A 17,511-nucleotide genomic window follows, 5' to 3' on the forward strand; every position below is an offset into this window, starting at 1 on the left:
AAGGAGGTGCATTTTTATATGGCAAGAAAAGGACAAAAATTTAATAAATATACAGCATATTTTCGAAAAATGATAGTACAAGAGGTTAAAAATAATAGTATAAGTTTTATTGCAAAAAAATATCAAATTAATAAAAAAACTGTTGCTTCATGGTATGAAAATTTTAAGAAAGGAATTTTAAACACCAATAAAGGTCCAAAAGAATCATTTGAAAAAAGAGATTTAAACTATTACAAAGTTAGGTATGAATTACTAAAAAAGCTTCATGACTTTTACAATTAAATAAAAGAAAAATTGTATCTTTTATCAAAGAAAACATTAATAAATATCCACTAAATTTATTACTTGATATAACAGATTTAAAGCGTAGTTATTGAGATAAATATAAAAATTATTCAAGTAATGGTAAGGATAGCGAATCATTAAAAAATATTGTAAAAGTCTATGAAGAAAATTTAAAACAATTTGGTTATCGTCGAATTACCAAATATTTAAAAGAAGATTATGGTATTGTTTATAATGCTAAGAAAGTATTGCGAATTATGAAAGAAAATAATATTCAAGCTGAATATGTAAAGCGTATGCGTAGAAAAATATTAATAAAACAAAATAGAAATAAAAATATAATTAAATATCCTGATTTAGTAAATCGTAATTTTAATGATATTAAAGAAAGATTTTCAATTTTATTTACTGATGTAACTTATTTAATTTGAAATGGTAAAAAACATTATCAATCAACAATACTTGATGGATATACTAAAGAAATTATTGATGTAAAATGATCAAAATTTAATAATAACAAACTTGTAATTGATAATTTAAATGATGCAATTAATAAAATTAAAAAAATAAAAAAAGATTTAAATAAAACAATAATTCATTCAGATCACGGATATCAATATACATCTAAAGATTACAATAGTAAATGTTTAGATAACAAAATTATAATTTCAATGAGTAAAAATTATCATTGTGCAGACAACATTATTATTGAAAGTTTTCATTCATTACTTAAAAAAGGAACAATCCATAATAAAAATTATAAATCTCATAATGAATATATTAATGATGTTAAAAAATGAAATAAATGATATTCAAACCAAAAAGAAAAATATATAATAAATGAAAGTTTGTAAACCTTTTTATTAATACTTACTAAACAGGGTGCAGTCTAAAGTTTAGCAAAGACTTTTTTTCTTTACTTACTCTTTTGGGTGCAGTCTATACCCTCACTATTTTTTTGTTTTCAAAAATCATATCTACTTTCCATATCTTTTTTTCAGTTTTCATAACCAGTTATCATAGTTGGTTGAATGCCTTGAATATTATATCAACTTACTTCTGGTGATGCATAAGTATTTACTTTATCAGGTGGACACGGATACATATTATACATTAATAAATCTCTTGAATTCATTACTTTTTTATTAAATTCACCTTTAATAATTGGTCTACAAATCACAGGCATATCAAAAAAAGATCGGATTACCATAAAATTTAACTGCCATTGCTCTAACGCCTGGATTCGCCAAGCCGGAAAGAAAAATTAAAAGCATTTGCCGATTTGAATAAATATAAATTAGTTATTGATTGAAGAGAAGAATGTGACCAATTTCAACAAAAAGATTTAAGTGATTTAGAGTTTGCTATTCGTGGTTATAAAGAAAAAATAACAATTAATACATATAATCCCGAAAGTTTAAAAAGATATATTGTTGGTTATTGTAATGAATTAATGCTTTTTAATGAAGAAATAATGCGTAGTAAATATGAACAAATTAAATATATTGAAAAATGAAGTATGAAAATTATTATTCATTATTCTAGTTGAAGATTAAATTATGAATTACCACAAAATAAAGTTAATGAACAATTAAGATTAGAACAATTAGATATCGAACGATCAAGAGTATGGAGTTGAGGACTACCTGGTAATACTAGTGGGTCAATCTTTGCGAGATATATTGATATTATGCAAGCAACAGATATTTATTCAACCAACGAAATTATTAGGTGGTGTTGATAGTGCTAATGCCACTAGTCCAAAAGGACATACCACTGCTGCTAGTTTTTTGATTATATAATTCATTTGATAAAAAATCATATAAAGTAGCAGAATATAATCATTCAAATTCTACACAGCAATTTAAAACTGAATTAGAACAAGTAAAAGATATTTTAGAGTTTTATAACAATCAATTAAATCAATACTTTAATTTAATACAACAAGGAATATCAATTAATGTTAATGATAGTGCTTATTCAACATTGCAAAGTTTAAATCGAGAGAAATATAATTATACTTTTGGTCAATATATGACATTTAAACCAGCACAAAAACAGAAATTTAAAATAAGACATCGTATTGAGGCATTTACAATGTTAATAAATACAAACCAATTAAAATGATTATGAGAAAAATGTCCTGTAAGTAAAACACAATATGAATTAATTCAATGAGAAGATAAGTCAGATGCCAGAGAAGAACGAATGTTAGATTTATATGATGATACATTTGATAGTGATTTTTATGCTTTACATTTTGAATTAGTTAATATGGTTAAACATAATAGTTCAGCAGATTATAAATTATGACAGCAAAGGGAGTGAATAACTTAATGAAAAAAGATATTTATGTAATCCATGATGAGCGTGTAATAAATGCAAAAAGACCTTATATGTCTGTTTGTGGACAGGTTAAAAAAAGACTTTGTCAAGAATTAAAAAAAGATAATATCGCAATATGTAAATTAAATTTATATAACGAATATATTAAAAAATATCAAAAAATTAAAGTATGTGTACAAGTTTTAGAAAATGAACCAAATTTATTAACAGTAAATATTATTAATTATGCACTTATCTTAAAATTAAAGGAGCAAAATAACCGTGAATAATACTTTTCCTAGTTTACTAAACTTAAATCATATTAATAATGTTTTAAAATTTTATAATTATGATTGAACAATTAATTTAGCAAATATTATTGCTCGCCATCAAATGCGATTAATAAATGGTAAAGATATTTTATTTAAGTCTCATCGTAAAGACATTTTAGAAAAATTAAATTGATGATATCAAACTTATAAAATAAAAAAAGTTAGATAAAAATGAATTAACAACAAGTTTAATGGGTAAAACTATCTTTGGTTTATTAGAAACTAGTGATGGAAATATTGATTTATGAATTAACCCTTTTAACTTTACATCTCGTGTAAGTAAAATAAACGAAATTGAACAAGGTGCTGATATTTGATTAAATTATCACCAATCAGACAGTGGATTTATTTTAAATTTAATTTGTACCAAAGATAAAATAGTTATTAAAGGTTGGCCAAAAAATAACGAAATAGTTGTTGGATAAAGCAAAACACAAATTGAAGATAATGTTATTAGACCTGTATTAATACAAGAATTTAAAAACAAATTAGGTATTGTACCTTTTTGAGAAATGATTAATGAGCTCAATCCATTATTCTTATCAACATCAACTACTTTAAATCCATGACCCACAATGGCAAATTGTTATAAATTACAATTTGATTTAGAAGATAGTTTTAATATTAAATCAAAAGAAAGATGAGCAAATCGTACGCACTGATATGGAATATTAGACGATGATTTAATGACTGCCTATAACAAAGGTAATAAAAAAGTATTACAAGATGCTTTTGATGATATTTTTATTCAATCAGGTCAATCAGCAGTAGATGGACAATTATCCCAATCTTTACAAGTAGTACAAGGGACACCAACCTTAGAAACATATACTGAAGACCAAAAAGCAATTATTGAGCAAGTATATTTAGCCTGCCATTTTTCTAGTCCATTTGGTGATAAATCAGATAATGACCAGAATAAAACCCAATCATTATTAACTAAAAAAAAAGACTTAGAAAAACAAGCATATTTACAAGCATATCGTAAACAATATTATACTAAAATGTTTGATACTGTTTTAAAATATTATGGTTTATGGAACGGTAGTGGTGAGCGCCCTTATGGATTTGATTTTATTAGTGCTAGTTTAGTTGACCAAATGCGACAAAATGAATTAATTACTGCTAGATTAGATAATGGCACAATGGAACCAGTAAGAGCCATAACTGAATATGACAATATTGATGAATTAGAAGCAAAAAAATATTATGAAAAAATAAAAGAATGACAAGATAAATTACAAACAAAAGAAATCGAACATAATAATAAATTAATGGAATATGATGAAACTTTTAATAATCAAAATGCCTTACAAGGTAGAACAGAAATAAAGGAGAATTAAAAAATGAGTAAAATTAATCCAGGCGTTATAGAAGAATTAAGAAGACAAGCCCACGATACTTTAAATAGATATTAGAGAAAATATACGAGATAATCGCCATTGAATGGTATTTCAGTTTAATGTCTATAGTTCATATATTCCTGATACTGAAACAGGTTGAAAACCTAATAATGCTAAACCAAGTGATTATGGTAGTTATTCAAGAATATTTAATAATATGGAAAGCACTATTGCCCAATGACAAGACAGTTTAAAAATAGTTCAAAAACATAAAGGTGAAGAAATTAATATTTTAACTGTTGATGATTTTAAAAATCAACCGGTTAACTCAACTATATGAGCCAATAATGAAACACCTTTTGCGATTAAATTAAAAAATGAAAATAATAATGTTTATTGAAAATTAATTGATGGTGAAAATATTCATGATATTAATAGAATGTTAGCATACTTAAAGCAATATAAATTAAGTTATTTTATTAATAATGATAATAAAGCCGATAATTTTTATATAAAAGAGGTTAAAGTTGGTAAATATTGAGATGCTTATATTATTGATGATAGAAGTTCAATTCAATTTGGTGATGCTAAATTTGAACAAGTATTTACCCAACAATCAACAGAAAGACAGTATACTTTATTAATTTTAGATGAAGATGCTGATAAATTAAATATTAATGATTATTATAATTTTTATACTGTTTTTAATGATCCTGGTTTAAATATTGGTGGTGGTAATATAAATATTGCACCGCAAGATAGACAATGATTATATCCATCAAGTGTTATTAATTATTATTCACCATATGATAGTAGTTTTTTATGACAAGAAATTACCTTTTCAAGTATTAATGACAAAATTAGTAATAGTGGTTTATCAGTGCGACAATTTATTCAAACATCAGCGCCAGGTGAAGGTTATTGTTTTCCTAAAATAACTTATGATGAAAAAATAAATAAAGGTATTATTGAATTAGATGAGATTTTATTAAAAGACGTAAATCTTTGTAATATATTTTGCTACCATTTGATAAAGTAAAAGTAAAATTTGATAAATTAATAGTATAAGGTATATGATTTTCATCTAACATATTTCATATATTTGGAAAGACACTATCTTTTAAATCTTTACTTCAATACATACTAGCAATTATACAAATTGGTTCTTTAATTAATAAACTAATTTTTAATAATTCACCAAACATTTTAATATTTGATATAGTCTTACCACTATATCGTGTCCCAATTTGAATAATTTCATTTACTAATTCATATTTCTTAACAAATGGATATTTATTGCCAATACTACTATTTTGTAATAAGCAATAAGGAGTTTCTAACAAATAAGTAAAATTATTAAGCATTATTATCACTTTCTTTTTTAATATCTCTAATATCAGTTTGTAAATTAACTATTATTGGTTATTGATTATTTAAATTTAATTCTTTTTCAAGTTCTTTTTCTTGCAGTGAATACTTATGATTAAATGCACGCTGTCAATATAACCTAGTACCTTCTGGCGTTTTAACCATTTGTTTAATAAGTTCACTTTCTATTTTATTAACTTGTTTTTCAAGTAAAGGTACTATCTTCTCGCTCTTGTAAGTTTCATATCTTCATCTGTTAGAAAGATTGAATTTATTGGTTAAATCATTTAAAGTATAGGGAATATTAGGTAATTTATCACTTCAAAACTGCTCTATTTTACGCTCAAATGTTCGTAAATTTGCTGTTTTTGGATTAAATTCTTTCATTTTTTACTCCTTTTTGCATATTAAAATTGCTATTATTTAATGAATATGATTAAATAAAAGAGTAAGTTATAGAAATGTATAAAAGAACCACAATGGTTATTTTTTTATTACTTACATTTTACATCAAAATAAAAAAAGTAAATTACTTTACTCCTTTATTTTGTAATACAAGTAATAGAGATACAAATTTATTACTTATTACAATTTAATTATATAATTCTTAAAATTTTTGTCAATATCTTTTTAAAAAAATAGTGTATAAATAAATTTAAATAAAAAGATTGGAGATACAAAGATATGAAAAAATATACACATGTAAAATTTGATGAGCGAGATTTGTTTAAGGATTTATTATTATCTGATAGTTGTAAAAAGAAAAACGGCATAATTAATTTATCTGAAATAGCAAGACAAACTGGAAGAGATATTAATACTATTAAAAGAGAGATTAAGCGATTTAAAAATATAGAAGATTATACCCCGTATAAAGCACAAAAAGATTATAAACAAAAGCGGAAAAAATGTATTAAAAAACTACCCGAATTTACAGAAGAATAGAAAGAATGATTAAATTTACGATTTAATATTCTTCATGATTCACCAACACAAATTATTCATCGTTATTTTATAAAATTTGGTGCTAAATTTCCTGCTTGTGTTAAAACTTTTTATAAATGAATTAATTTAAAATTATTAGGTTTAAATAAACAAAATTTACGACATCATGGTAAGAAATATAAAACGAAAGGAAAACCTGATAATCTTGGTAAATTAAATAATTTTAAATCAATATAAGATATTGAAAATAAAAAATATAATGTTGGTTTATTTGAAATGGATACTGTAGTTGGTAAAGATCATCAATCTAGTAATTTAGTTTTAGTAGAACAATCAAGTAAAAATTACTTTGTAATCAAATTAAAAAATAATACTGCTAATGAAGTTGTAGAAAAATTTAAAGATATTGTTATAAACAATAATTTAATTGGTAAAATTAAAGGAATAATAACTGATAGAGGAAAAGAATTTAGTAAGTGGAGAGAAATGGAAATATTTGCTGAAACACAAGTTTATTTTTGTGATCCTGGTAAGCCACAACAAAAACCATTAATTGAATATATGAACTCTGAACTTAGACATTGGTTTCCCAAATGAACAGATTTTAATAATGTTACGCAACAAGAAATAGATTGGGTAGTTAATATTATAAATGATAAACTTCGACCATGTTTAAACTGAGTAAGTGCAAAAGCAATGTTTTTAAAAAATATTAAGTAAATTTTTATTAATTAAATTTAATAAATTATTTTTTAGTGTGTCAAAATATGTTCAAAATAATAACAATTTAAAAATAATTTATTTTTTTAAAAAAATAGTTGCATTTATTTTAAATAATGTTGTTATTAATTTAACAAGAGATACAAATTTGGAGCTTGTATCTACACAATGCCACTCACTTTATTAATTAAATTAACAAATTTATTTATTAAAGGTTTATTACCTAAATTCTCTGCTAATAAAGTTAAAATTCGTAATATTAATAAATTCATTCTTTATTAAGAATTTTTAATTACTATATCAATAGGTTTTGTTTTACCAGTAGCGTTGTTTTTACCTTCAATTTGAACTTCAACAGCTTTATCATTTGTAATATTTATTGGTCATTCTTCACCTTTACTTTCAATAAAGTAATCAAAATCATTTTCAGTTAAAGAATTATCTACTGTTTTTACTGCTTTTAAAACAACACTTTTAAATTATGGTTTTAATTCTTCTTGTGAAACACTAGCAGGATTATTTACTTTAATATTAGGTTGTTCAATTTTATTAATTTTACTAATATCAATTTTATTTGATGATGGAATTACATAATAAACAGGAACTCTAAAAGTTTTATTTAGATTACTTTTTGCAGTATTAATTTCATCTTGTGTTGGTACTTTTTCTAAAATAATTTTACATGTTTTTGGATATAAAATAGTTGGAGTAGCATATTGTACTTTACCAATTCATTTAGGGTTAGCAGTATCATTATCTAAAACTTGTTGAATAGTATCCATATTAATTGGACATGCTCATACTTGTTTATTAATAATTAAACCATTTACATTAGTAAAATTACAACCTTTATCACGGTTAACTTGTCCTTTTGTATATGTTTTTTCTAAATGAAAACTTTTCGATACAGGAATACCCATTGTTGTATTTTCATATAAATTCACCATTAACCATTTATTTTAATTGCGCTTGTGAACCAATTACTTTTAAATAAGCAGGTGTTAACCCTAAATATGCACGTCGTCCTAAAACCATAAACATTTTATCGGTTGGCAAACAAAAATATAAATTACTAATTTGATTTGTTAATTCAATCAAAATTTCATTTAATGTAAAGAATGCTTTATTTGCATCATCTGCATTTTCTGATGTATAACTACGAAATGGAATTACTTCATATTGTCCATCTGCTAAACAATAATCATAAATCCCCTGAATTAATTTACACTCTAAGTTAACAAATTTATTCTGGACAACACTAGAAATAGCGTTAGCAATAACACCATTTTTAATATTTTGTTCTATTAATGCTAAATAAAATGCTTCATTCATTAATTTTAAATTAAATCTTTTATCAATAGGAACTGGAATTCTTGTTAATCCCATAGTTTGAGTTGTTCCACCATTTGGTAATGCATAATCATCTTGTCATACCACACGATGAGTTAAATTATATAATGCTTGTCCTGCATTAGGCAGTCAAGCAACTTGTTCGGCTGTTGCTGTTGCATATTGCATAATGCTCGCATATTCATTAATATAAAGGTCCACGCAATAAAGCATTAACCATATCAGCATAGGCTTTTTGCCCTGTTGTATTACCTTGTAATGTAAAAGGTACTTGTGGCAAATTAATTGTTGTCATAATATTCACTCCCTTATTATCTAAGGTTTTTAAGTGTGTAATCAGTTAATTTTTTAATTTCTTCTGGAGTATATGCTCCTTTTTCTTTAATAGTTTCAATTTCATCATTCTTATTTTCAGAAGATTTTTCAATTATATCTTTAATAAAATTACCAGGTGAAATTGATGGCTGTTCTTGTACAAACAAATCAGGTTTTAATTCTTTTAAAGTTTTCATTTTTTCATTTAAAGAACTATCACTAACTTTTTCTAAATTAGTTTTAATATCTTCAATTTTAGTAGACGGTACATCTTTAAAAGCCTTTAATTCATCTAATTCATTAGATAATTTAATAAAGTCTTCTTTTGATATAACATCTTCGCGTTTTTGCACACTTTCTCTAATTTGTTTTGCTTCATTATTAAACTGATTTAAGATATTTTCCGCAATCCCTTCACTTAAACCTTGTTCGATTAATTGTTCTTTTGTAAGTGCCATTTTTATAAACTCCTCTTTTTTTATTCTTGTTCGATTAACAAGTCAGCATAACTCTTTTTTACGGAAAAAGATTAAACCTATGAATTAATTATATACTATTATTTTACCAATACAATACTTTTTATACATAAACACTAAACTTAATATATTTTCTTACCATTTTAGGTCTTAAAACGCGTGATAATGGTTATTTAACAAGATAAAATTTTTAAAATAATTCATAATTTTGCTTGTATATATATAATGTCAATAGAAATTGAAAAGGGGAGAAATATAAGTATGAAAAAATTACTAAGTTTATTAAGCATATTAACAATTAGTGGAACTAGTGTGCGAATAATGATTGCTGATATTCCTTATCAAAAAAATACTATTAAAGATTTATCTGAATCAAATTGAACAGGTTTAAATATAAATAAAAATAAAAGAGACACAAAAAAATCAAACTAAACATATATTTAAAACTAATGGAGCTGACAGACCAACTGAAAAACAAATCAAAAATAAAGTAAAAGAATTAAATCCTCAATTAAATATTAATAACATTAATGTTACAAAAATTACTGAAAATAGCGCGGTAATCACTCTAACTGGTTTTAGTAATACGAAAACAATTAATTTTATAATTGATAAATCTGTTGATTTAAATACTATAATTCCAAATAATACTAGTTTAGGTCAAATAATTGATAATGAGGAGGGTAAACAAAATATTGTAAATATAAGTGAAATACAAATTAAAAATAAATTAAAAAAATTATTTCCGTCATTAAACATTTCAAAAATTAATATTAAACTACTTAGTACACATTCTTCTAAAATTACTTCAAATGATATAAACATTTATACTGGTGAAACAGATGTTAAATATACCTTACCACTAGGTTTTTATATAAAAAATAATAATTTGGGTGTAATAAAAACCAATCGTCTAAGTATACCAACAGATAATCAAATTAAAGATAAAATAAAAGAATTATACCCTATAATGTTAAAAAGTAGCTTTTTAAATTTTTTGAACATTAATATTATAAATTCTACAAATGCAAAAATTAGTTGTAGACCAAATAATGATACTGCTTCTGATATATTAGATATCAATTTTACAGTTGATAAATCTGTATTACTAAGTACAGTTATTAATAATAATACTTTAGACGAATTTAAAACTAATAATTTATCTAACCCAACAGCGCAACAAATCAAAAATAAAGTAAAAGAATTAAATCCACGGGTAGATATTGATAAAATAAAAGTTGAAAATATTAATAATAACAAAGCAACTATTAATTCTTCTGATTTAACTGTTTATATTGGAAATATAGATGTTAATTATTCTATTTCAATAGATTTACTTAATTGATAATAAAAAAAATAATTAAATGAAAAAAATATTAGTCTCCTTAATAACAATCACTTTAATTGGAATAAGTACAACCAGTTTAGTTGCTTGTAATAATGTAGCAGAATATACACCCGAAGAATTAAAAGAACTAAAAGAAAAGAATAAAATAAATACAACAGATAAAACTATTAAAAACAATTTAGAATGAGTAGCACCACAAGAAAAACCATTTAATGAGAAAAATGATAAATTATACTATGTTGTATGACGCGGTGATGAAAAAAGTAATTGAAGAATAATTAATTTTAATTATAACTTTAATGATACAAAAAAATAGATAAAGATAGTTCATTCATTCTTTATATTACAGCAATTAAAAAATTACAAATATGAGATAAAACAAATAAAAATTGAACTGAATGAAGTAATGATAAAAATAAAATACAATATAAATCAGTTTATTGTTGAAATTTAGATACTAAGGAATCTGATTTAATTTTGGATGAAAACAGTAATGTAAAAGTTAAGGGTGAATAGAAAAAGAGATATTTAATTGACATTACCATTAAATATCTCTTTTTATTTTTAATTTGTTATAATTTTATTAACTTTTTATGATTTAGTTTTACAGTATACAAATGCTAAATATGAAGAATTATTAGAATGCTTAGAAAGCAGCACTTCTTTTATAAAAGAAGCAAAAATGAAATTTTTAAAAGAGACAATTAGATTAATTAAAAATAATGAAGAAGGTGTCAGAAATCAAACATTATGGAATAATGTTTGATTTCATATTGAAGGTGATATATCACATTACTGTAAGGGTGTTTTGGTTAAAAAAAGCAACTTATCATGAAAAATCTTAAAAATAAATTAAATACTAGTATGATGAATTTTAAAAATAAAATTAATTTATTTAATACTAATGAACCATTAGAAGAAAATAGAATTAATTATTCAGTTAATAATTTTGTAAATAATAATTTGCAACCAAACTTATATTTTTATTAATTTTATCTAATAAATTAAATGATTTTAATAAAAATATATTTTTGTCGTGGAAAAATTTAAAAAAATATAAAAATATATTGACAATAAAATTAAAAGTAATACAATTTAATTAAGTAAGTGGTATATTATTCCACAATTTCTAAGATATTAATTAAAACCCTTAAATAATAGATACAACCTGAATATTCACGACAATTTTGTTTAATAAAAGAGACGATTCTTAATTTGCTTAATTGTAAAAGTTATGGATTTTTTTAATAATTCATACTTTGTTTTATAATATTCTAAATCTTTTTTGCCAAAAGAGATTTTAGGTCCTTTAGGATTTGTAGACTGCACCCCGTTTAGTAAGTATTAATAAAAAGGTTTACAAACTTTCATTTATTATATATTTTTCTTTTTGGTTTGAATATCATTTATTTCATTTTTTAACATCATTAATATATTCATTATGAGATTTATAATTTTTATTATGGATTGTTCCTTTTTTAAGTAATGAATGAAAACTTTCAATAATAATGTTGTCTGCACAATGATAATTTTTACCCATTGAAATTATAATTTTGTTATCTAAACATTTACTATTGTAATCTTTAGATGTATATTGATATCCGTGATCTGAATGAATTATTATTTTATTTAAATCTTTTTTTATTTTTTTAATTTTATTAATTGCATCATTTAAATTATCAATTACAAGTTTGTTATTATTAAATTTTGATCATTTTACATCAATAATTTCTTTAGTATATCCATCAAGTATTGTTGATTGATAATGTTTTTTACCATTTCAAATTAAATAAGTTACATCAGTAAATAAAATTGAAAATCTTTCTTTAATATCATTAAAATTACGATTTACTAAATCAGGATATTTAATTATATTTTTATTTCTATTTTGTTTTATTAATATTTTTCTACGCATACGCTTTACATATTCAGCTTGAATATTATTTTCTTTCATAATTCGCAATACTTTCTTAGCATTATAAACAATGCCATAATCTTCTTTTAAATATTTGGTAATTCGACGATAACCAAATTGTTTTAAATTTTCTTCATAGACTTTTACAATATTTTTTAATGATTCGCTATCCTTACCATTACTTGAATAATTTTTATATTTATCTCAATAACTACGCTTTAAATCTGTTATATCAAGTAATAAATTTAGTGGATATTTATTAATGTTTTCTTTGATAAAAGATACAATTTTTCTTTTATTTAATTGTAAAAGTCATGAAGCTTTTTTAGTAATTCATACCTAACTTTGTAATAGTTTAAATCTCTTTTTTCAAATGATTCTTTTGGACCTTTATTGGTGTTTAAAATTCCTTTCTTAAAATTTTCATACCATGAAGCAACAGTTTTTTTATTAATTTGATATTTTTTTGCAATAAAACTTATACTATTATTTTTAACCTCTTGTACTATCATTTTTCGAAAATATGCTGTATATTTATTAAATTTTTGATCTTTTCTTGCCGTATAAAAATGCACCTCCTCTAAAGTTTAGCAAAGACTTTTTTTCTTTACTTACTTTTTTGGGTGCAGTCTATTGTTTAATTTCCCTTTTTTGTGATTTTCTCATCAAAATTCTACTGTATTTGCATTTAGATTATATTGTTTTGCTACTATTCAACAACTTTTTTGTCTAATTTCATCAATGATTTTTGTTCTAAATTCTGATGTATATTTGTTATATTTTTGATCTTTTCTTGCCGTATAAAAATGCACCCCCCTATAAAAATTTAGCAAAATCTTTTTTTATTTTACTTACTTTTTGGGGTGCATTCTTTTTTCCGCTCTTTCTATTATTATTGTACACTCTTAAAAGTTAATTATTTTCATTTTATTTTAAAACAAATATTTTTATTGAAAGAATAAAATTGGTTTTCTTTAAATTTAAATTTTGATACTTCAATTTTCTTAGCTTCTGGTTTAATTTTTAGTTCATCAAAAATAATGAAATCATTAACATCAAGGTTAAAAATTGTTGTTTTTTGTTCATTAATGTAGGGATAAAAATTATTTCAAATTGTTTTAATTGCCGCGGTTTTTTCAGGAGAATGAATAACCTTATTTAATAACATACCAAAAAATTTTTTTGTTAATTTTAAAGTAGCAATATTCTCTGGTTTTGTTATCTCTAACGTTGTTTGTTGTAAAATTTTACTTAAATCAATTTTGAAAGTTTGATTAACAACCAAATCATCAATAAATTTATTTCCGGCTGTTGGTAAAGCAGCAATATTAAAACTATAATTTATAATTTCGGGGTTTTTTTTGCCTTGTTCATTTGTTTTAAAATATTTTAACTCAAAATATTTTTCAAAAACCTCATTTTCATATCCTAAAAATTCCATTACTTTTGTTTCAATTACTGTTGGCAGTTTATCAACATAATTATCTTCACCAATAACAATATTATTATTTAAATACTTTCCAAATTTTCACGTTTGCAAACTATGAAAATTAACATATTCTTTTTCGTACATAAAACCATTTTTACGGAATTTTCGCGGCGCTCCTCACTGCGCATAAATTGCTAATCCTAACCCAATGACCGCAATTAAAAGTAAAACTGTATAATCTAATGCCCGATGGTTTTTAATAAATAAAGTTGATGGGTCATCTCGTTGTGTTTCTAAGACAAAACGAATTAAATTCCATAAAAAGAAATAAAAACCAGTTTGTACTCCACTCTTTGTTATTAAATAACCCTCCGGATTATTTAATTTTGTTAAAGCAGCACTATCGTTATGTCATCATTTTTTAATCTTATCCTTAAAAGTTAGTTTCTCTTTCCAGCTAAGTTGGCTTTGCATTGATTTTGGCATTTCATCTAAGACTTTTTGGTTTGGCATATAGTTAAAGTATGCTTTATCCCATGCTTCTTTTCATGTCATTTTATCGGGTTTAATGTATTTCTGATTAAAGAAATGAATAAAATTATATTTTGAATTAAACGGATATTCTTTGGGATTTTTTTTTCATGGTTTTTTACCAAATAATTGCCCAGCAAAAGGAATGAAAAAAGTAATAAATAACCATGCTAAGAAATTGAAAAATGATTCATATAAAAAGATTGGTTGACGGAAAACAATCTGACCACTATCCATTTCTGGTGATAAACCTTGTAATTGTCATAAATTATCCCGAATAAAAGCTGGTAATCAACGTAGCGAATCATATGAAGTAACACTTCCTAATAGCTCATGATTAAAGAAATTACCTCAACGTCCTAATACTTGCCCTAATAAAATATTTGGAATAATACAATCAATATAAATTAAAAGGGAAACTTTTGCTTTCCGACCAACAAAGCCAAAAACAATTAATCCTGTAATTGTGCCAAATAAGACACCACCATGAATACTCATTCCTGCTTTTCAAAAAGCAAATAAAGATCAAAAGGGAACATCACCAGGATCTAACACTCAAGGATGATTAACATCATTATTAAATTTACCAAAAAAACTAGCGCCGAATAATGAAAATGGAATAATAGCAAAAATTGACCAAATTAATGGCTCAATTGGGACTTTTTTTATTTTTAACCAAATAAAGCAAGCTAAAACCGAGAAAATCATTCCCAAGGTAATAAAAAAAGCATACATATGAATTCACCCCCCATATGTGGCTAAAATATGATGTGGCGTATTGTTTGGCATAATTCATCCTGAATTTGGGGGACTACTTGTTAATAAAAGACTATTCATTTAATTTTTCGCTCCTTGTATACTGTAAAACTAAATCATAAAAAGTTAATAAAATTATAACAAATTAAAAATAAAAAACAATAATCACAAAAAATATTAAATTAAAAATATTTTTTGTGATTATTATTTTTTATTTTTAATTTGTTATAATTGGCATTGTGTAGATACAAGCTCCAAATTTGTATCTCTTGTTAAATTAATAATAACATTATTTAAAATAAATGCAACTATTTTTTTAAAAAATAAATTATTTTTAAATTGTTATTATTTTGAACATATTTTGACACACTAAAAAATAATTTATTAAATTTAATTAATAAAAATTTACTTAATATTTTTTAAAAACATTGCTTTTGCAGTTACTAATTTTAAACATGGTCGAAGTTTATCATTTATAATATTAACTACCCAATCTATTTCTTATTGCGTAACATTATTAAAATCTGTTCATTTGGGAAACCAATGTCTAAGTTCAGAGTTCATATATTCAATTAATGGTTTTTGTTGTGGTTTACCCGGATCACAAAAATAAACTTGTGTTTCAGCAAATATTTCCATTTCTCTCCACTTACTAAATTCTTTTCCTCTATCAGTTATTATTCCTTTAATTTTACCAATTAAATTATTGTTTATAACAATATCTTTAAATTTTTCTACAACTTTATTAGCAGTATTATTTTTTAATTTGATTACAAAGTAATTTTTACTTGATTGTTCTACTAAAACTAAATTATTAGATTGATGATCTTTATCAACTACAGTATCCATTTCAAATAAACCAACATTATATTTTTTATTTTCAATATCTCATATTGATTTAAAATTATTTAATTTACCACGATTATCAGGCTTTCCTTTCGTTTTATATTTCTTACCATGATGTCGTAAATTTTGTTTATTTAAACCTAATAATTTTAAATTAATTCATTTATAAAAAGTTTTAACACAAGCAGGAAATTTAGCACCAAATTTTATAAAATAACGATGAATAATTTATGTTGGTGAATCATGAAGAATATTAAATCGTAAATTTAATCATTCTTTCTGTTCTTCTGTAAATTCGGGTAGTTTTTTAATACATTTTTCCGCTTTTGTTTATAATCTTTTTGTGCTTTATAAGGGGTATAATCTTCTATATTTTTAAATCGCTTAATCTCTCTTTTAATAGTATTAATATCTCTTCCAGTTTGTCTTGCTATTTCAGATAAATTAATTGTGCCGTTTTTCTTTTTACAACTATCAGATAATAATAAATCCTTAAACAAATCTCGCTCATCAAATTTTACATGTGTATATTTTTTCATATCTTTGTATCTCCAATCTTTTTATTTAAATTTATTTATACACTATTTTTTTAAAAAGATATTGACAAAAATTTTAAGAATTATATAATTAAATTGTAACAAGTAACAAATTTGTATCTCTATTACTTGTATTACAAAATAAAGGAGTAAAGTAATTTACTTTTTTTATTTTGATGTAAAATGTAAGTAATAAAAAAAGAACCATTGTGGTTCTTTTATACATTTCTATAACTTACTCTTTTATTTAATCATATTCATTAAATAATAGCAATTTTAATATGCAAAAAGGAGTAAAAAATGAAAGAATTTAATCCAAAAACAGCAAATTTACGAACATTTGAGCGTAAAATAGAGCAGTTTTGACGTGATAAATTACCTAATATTCCCTATACTTTAAATGATTTAACCAATAAATTCAACCTTTCTAACAGATGAAGATATGAAACTTACAAGAGCGAGAAGATAGCACCTTTACTTGAAAGACAAGTTGATAAAATAGAAAATGAACTTATTAAACAAATGGTTAAAACGCCAGAAGGTACTAGGTTATATTGACAGCGTGCATTTAATCATAAGTATTCACTGCAAGAAAAAGAACTTGAAAAAGAATTAAACTTAAATAGTCAACAACCAATAATAGTTAATTTATAAACTGATATTAGAGATATTAAAAAAGAAAGTGATAATA

At 23.5% G+C, this 17,511-nt stretch carries 25 protein-coding genes and 4 pseudogenes; 16 read left to right on the plus strand and 13 right to left on the minus strand.

Annotated features, from left to right (window positions below; all coding sequences use genetic code 4):
- Window positions 1-18: 18 nt before the first annotated feature.
- The 3 genes and pseudogenes from AACK78_RS01515 to AACK78_RS01520 all read left to right on the plus strand — a co-directional run bounded on the left by AACK78_RS01515 (window position 19) and on the right by AACK78_RS01520 (window position 1,139).
- Window positions 19-282, plus strand: a complete 264-nt coding sequence (locus AACK78_RS01515; RefSeq protein WP_338954390.1) for a transposase family protein — start codon at window positions 19-21, stop codon at window positions 280-282.
- A 173-nt stretch (window positions 283-455) separates the two neighbouring features.
- Window positions 456-521, plus strand: a pseudogene (locus tag AACK78_RS07305) (hypothetical protein); the annotation flags it as partial.
- Window positions 522-542: 21 nt separating this feature from the next.
- Window positions 543-1,139: a DDE-type integrase/transposase/recombinase gene (locus tag AACK78_RS01520; protein WP_338955882.1), complete on the plus strand. Its 597-nt coding sequence runs from the start codon at window positions 543-545 to the stop codon at window positions 1,137-1,139.
- A gap of 62 nt (window positions 1,140-1,201) precedes the next feature.
- Here AACK78_RS01520 and AACK78_RS01525 read toward each other — a convergent pair whose 3' ends face one another.
- Entirely contained in the window at window positions 1,202-1,465 is a 264-nt protein-coding gene (locus AACK78_RS01525; RefSeq protein ID WP_338955884.1) for a hypothetical protein, read from the minus strand.
- A 102-nt stretch (window positions 1,466-1,567) separates the two neighbouring features.
- Between AACK78_RS01525 and AACK78_RS01530 the strand changes: the two genes are divergently transcribed.
- The 7 genes from AACK78_RS01530 (at window position 1,568) to AACK78_RS01560 (ending at window position 5,324) form a co-directional block, all read left to right on the plus strand.
- On the plus strand, window positions 1,568-2,029 hold the full coding sequence (locus tag AACK78_RS01530; protein WP_338955886.1) for a hypothetical protein: 462 nt from the start codon (window positions 1,568-1,570) through the stop codon (window positions 2,027-2,029).
- Window positions 2,029-2,622 (plus strand): PBSX family phage terminase large subunit, encoded by a 594-nt coding sequence (locus AACK78_RS01535; RefSeq protein ID WP_338955888.1) that lies wholly within the window; start codon window positions 2,029-2,031, stop codon window positions 2,620-2,622. The genes AACK78_RS01530 and AACK78_RS01535 overlap by 1 nt, the downstream gene beginning before the upstream one ends.
- Entirely contained in the window at window positions 2,622-2,900 is a 279-nt protein-coding gene (locus AACK78_RS01540; RefSeq protein WP_338955889.1) for a hypothetical protein, read from the plus strand. Before AACK78_RS01535 ends, AACK78_RS01540 begins: the two co-directional genes overlap by 1 nt.
- Window positions 2,893-3,111, plus strand: a complete 219-nt coding sequence (locus AACK78_RS01545) for a hypothetical protein (RefSeq protein WP_338955891.1) — start codon at window positions 2,893-2,895, stop codon at window positions 3,109-3,111. Before AACK78_RS01540 ends, AACK78_RS01545 begins: the two co-directional genes overlap by 8 nt.
- A 22-nt stretch (window positions 3,112-3,133) precedes the next feature.
- Entirely contained in the window at window positions 3,134-3,367 is a 234-nt protein-coding gene (locus AACK78_RS01550) for a hypothetical protein (RefSeq protein WP_338955893.1), read from the plus strand.
- Window positions 3,368-3,517: 150 nt separating this feature from the next.
- Window positions 3,518-4,285, plus strand: coding sequence for a hypothetical protein (locus tag AACK78_RS01555; RefSeq protein WP_338955895.1), 768 nt, complete (start codon window positions 3,518-3,520; stop codon window positions 4,283-4,285).
- Window positions 4,286-4,388: 103 nt separating this feature from the next.
- The gene (locus AACK78_RS01560; protein ID WP_338955897.1) at window positions 4,389-5,324 is read left to right on the plus strand and encodes a hypothetical protein; all 936 of its coding nucleotides are present in this window, start codon (window positions 4,389-4,391) and stop codon (window positions 5,322-5,324) included.
- Here the strand turns inward: AACK78_RS01560 and AACK78_RS01565 are convergent.
- Together AACK78_RS01565 and AACK78_RS01570 are read right to left on the minus strand one after the other, a co-directional pair.
- Window positions 5,251-5,649 carry a hypothetical protein gene (locus tag AACK78_RS01565; protein ID WP_338955899.1) on the minus strand — a complete coding sequence of 133 codons (399 nt, stop codon included), beginning with the start codon at window positions 5,647-5,649 and terminating at the stop codon, window positions 5,251-5,253. The two genes, AACK78_RS01560 and AACK78_RS01565, sit on opposite strands and share 74 nt — an antisense overlap.
- A 58-nt stretch (window positions 5,650-5,707) precedes the next feature.
- The gene (locus AACK78_RS01570) at window positions 5,708-6,040 is read right to left on the minus strand and encodes a hypothetical protein (RefSeq protein WP_338955901.1); all 333 of its coding nucleotides are present in this window, start codon (window positions 6,038-6,040) and stop codon (window positions 5,708-5,710) included.
- A 297-nt stretch (window positions 6,041-6,337) separates the two neighbouring features.
- Here AACK78_RS01570 and AACK78_RS01575 point away from each other — a divergent pair.
- Window positions 6,338-7,318: pseudogene (locus AACK78_RS01575) on the plus strand (IS30 family transposase).
- Between the two features lie 479 nt (window positions 7,319-7,797).
- Here AACK78_RS01575 and AACK78_RS01580 read toward each other — a convergent pair.
- The 3 genes from AACK78_RS01580 to AACK78_RS01590 form a co-directional block, all read right to left on the minus strand.
- On the minus strand, window positions 7,798-8,265 hold the full coding sequence (locus tag AACK78_RS01580; protein WP_338955903.1) for a hypothetical protein: 468 nt from the start codon (window positions 8,263-8,265) through the stop codon (window positions 7,798-7,800).
- A gap of 7 nt (window positions 8,266-8,272) precedes the next feature.
- A complete protein-coding gene (locus tag AACK78_RS01585; RefSeq protein WP_338955905.1) occupies window positions 8,273-8,836 on the minus strand; it encodes a hypothetical protein in 564 nt (187 codons plus the stop codon).
- A 143-nt stretch (window positions 8,837-8,979) separates the two neighbouring features.
- Window positions 8,980-9,441 carry a hypothetical protein gene (locus AACK78_RS01590; RefSeq protein ID WP_338955907.1) on the minus strand — a complete coding sequence of 154 codons (462 nt, stop codon included), beginning with the start codon at window positions 9,439-9,441 and terminating at the stop codon, window positions 8,980-8,982.
- Window positions 9,442-9,720: 279 nt separating this feature from the next.
- Here AACK78_RS01590 and AACK78_RS01595 point away from each other — a divergent pair, with 279 nt between their 5' ends.
- From AACK78_RS01595 to AACK78_RS01610, 4 genes are all read left to right on the plus strand, one after another.
- A complete protein-coding gene (locus tag AACK78_RS01595) occupies window positions 9,721-9,891 on the plus strand; it encodes a hypothetical protein (protein ID WP_338955909.1) in 171 nt (56 codons plus the stop codon).
- A gap of 457 nt (window positions 9,892-10,348) precedes the next feature.
- Entirely contained in the window at window positions 10,349-10,807 is a 459-nt protein-coding gene (locus tag AACK78_RS01600; protein ID WP_338955911.1) for a hypothetical protein, read from the plus strand.
- Between the two features lie 16 nt (window positions 10,808-10,823).
- A complete protein-coding gene (locus tag AACK78_RS01605; protein WP_338955913.1) occupies window positions 10,824-11,123 on the plus strand; it encodes a hypothetical protein in 300 nt (99 codons plus the stop codon).
- A 515-nt stretch (window positions 11,124-11,638) separates the two neighbouring features.
- A complete protein-coding gene (locus AACK78_RS01610; RefSeq protein ID WP_338955916.1) occupies window positions 11,639-11,797 on the plus strand; it encodes a hypothetical protein in 159 nt (52 codons plus the stop codon).
- 201 nt (window positions 11,798-11,998) lie between these two features.
- Here AACK78_RS01610 and AACK78_RS01615 read toward each other — a convergent pair whose 3' ends face one another.
- The 7 genes and pseudogenes from AACK78_RS01615 to AACK78_RS01640 form a co-directional block, all read right to left on the minus strand.
- A complete protein-coding gene (locus tag AACK78_RS01615; protein WP_338955918.1) occupies window positions 11,999-12,136 on the minus strand; it encodes a hypothetical protein in 138 nt (45 codons plus the stop codon).
- A gap of 28 nt (window positions 12,137-12,164) precedes the next feature.
- On the minus strand, window positions 12,165-12,761 hold the full coding sequence (locus AACK78_RS01620) for a DDE-type integrase/transposase/recombinase (RefSeq protein WP_338954388.1): 597 nt from the start codon (window positions 12,759-12,761) through the stop codon (window positions 12,165-12,167).
- A 21-nt stretch (window positions 12,762-12,782) separates the two neighbouring features.
- Window positions 12,783-13,055: pseudogene (locus AACK78_RS07310) on the minus strand (hypothetical protein); the annotation flags it as partial.
- The gene (locus tag AACK78_RS01625; RefSeq protein WP_338955920.1) at window positions 13,022-13,297 is read right to left on the minus strand and encodes a hypothetical protein; all 276 of its coding nucleotides are present in this window, start codon (window positions 13,295-13,297) and stop codon (window positions 13,022-13,024) included. The gene AACK78_RS01625 and the pseudogene AACK78_RS07310, both read right to left, overlap by 34 nt.
- Window positions 13,298-13,333: 36 nt before the next feature.
- Window positions 13,334-13,534 (minus strand): hypothetical protein, encoded by a 201-nt coding sequence (locus AACK78_RS01630; protein ID WP_338955922.1) that lies wholly within the window; start codon window positions 13,532-13,534, stop codon window positions 13,334-13,336.
- Between the two features lie 104 nt (window positions 13,535-13,638).
- Window positions 13,639-15,519: a prolipoprotein diacylglyceryl transferase gene (locus AACK78_RS01635; protein WP_338955924.1), complete on the minus strand. Its 1,881-nt coding sequence runs from the start codon at window positions 15,517-15,519 to the stop codon at window positions 13,639-13,641.
- 324 nt (window positions 15,520-15,843) lie between these two features.
- Window positions 15,844-16,823, minus strand: a pseudogene (locus tag AACK78_RS01640) (IS30 family transposase).
- A 297-nt stretch (window positions 16,824-17,120) separates the two neighbouring features.
- Here AACK78_RS01640 and AACK78_RS01645 point away from each other — a divergent pair.
- Window positions 17,121-17,474 carry a hypothetical protein gene (locus tag AACK78_RS01645; protein ID WP_338955926.1) on the plus strand — a complete coding sequence of 118 codons (354 nt, stop codon included), beginning with the start codon at window positions 17,121-17,123 and terminating at the stop codon, window positions 17,472-17,474.
- Window positions 17,475-17,511 lie beyond the last annotated feature (37 nt).

Source organism: Spiroplasma endosymbiont of Polydrusus cervinus, from assembly GCF_964019755.1.
In the GTDB taxonomy this organism is placed as follows: domain Bacteria; phylum Bacillota_I; class Bacilli_A; order Mycoplasmatales; family Mycoplasmataceae; genus Spiroplasma.